Origin of the sequence: Ideonella sp. B508-1 (assembly GCF_000333615.1) — a bacterium.
GTDB lineage: Bacteria > Pseudomonadota > Gammaproteobacteria > Burkholderiales > Burkholderiaceae_C > Ideonella.
In genome coordinates this window covers 1-301 of record NZ_BADL01000279.1, presented here as the reverse complement: position 1 = coordinate 301, position 301 = coordinate 1, and the positions used below count along the sequence as shown (strand labels likewise).

Annotated in this window: 1 protein-coding gene; it reads right to left on the bottom strand. The window is 77.7% G+C overall.

All coding sequences use genetic code 11. The features are described 5' to 3' along the window. Window positions 1-269: hypothetical protein (locus I73_RS33170; RefSeq protein WP_040500288.1), on the bottom strand; the 269-nt coding region annotated here is incomplete at its 3' end. Between the last annotated feature and the right edge of the window lie 32 nt (window positions 270-301).

Here is a 301-nt window from a genome sequence, read left to right as displayed (position 1 = left end):
CACTGCACGGCGATCGGCGCCGGCTGCGGGGGGACTTCGGGGCGCGTCCTGATCCGCAGCAGGGCCCAGCCCGCGGCCAGGTGCACCAGCACGACGCTGCCGACCAGGGCGCGCCGGCTCCAGGGCCCCAGGTCCTCGACCGGGCCGTGCAGGCATTCCGGGTGCGGGGCCGGGACCGGTGTCGCGGGGGCGCGGGTGGCCTGCGCCGGGTGTGGCCGCGGGGGCCGCGCCGGCAGGCGGGGCAAGGAGGAGGTGGACAGGGAAGACATGGTCGGGTCCGGGTTCAGTACACGTCGCGTCG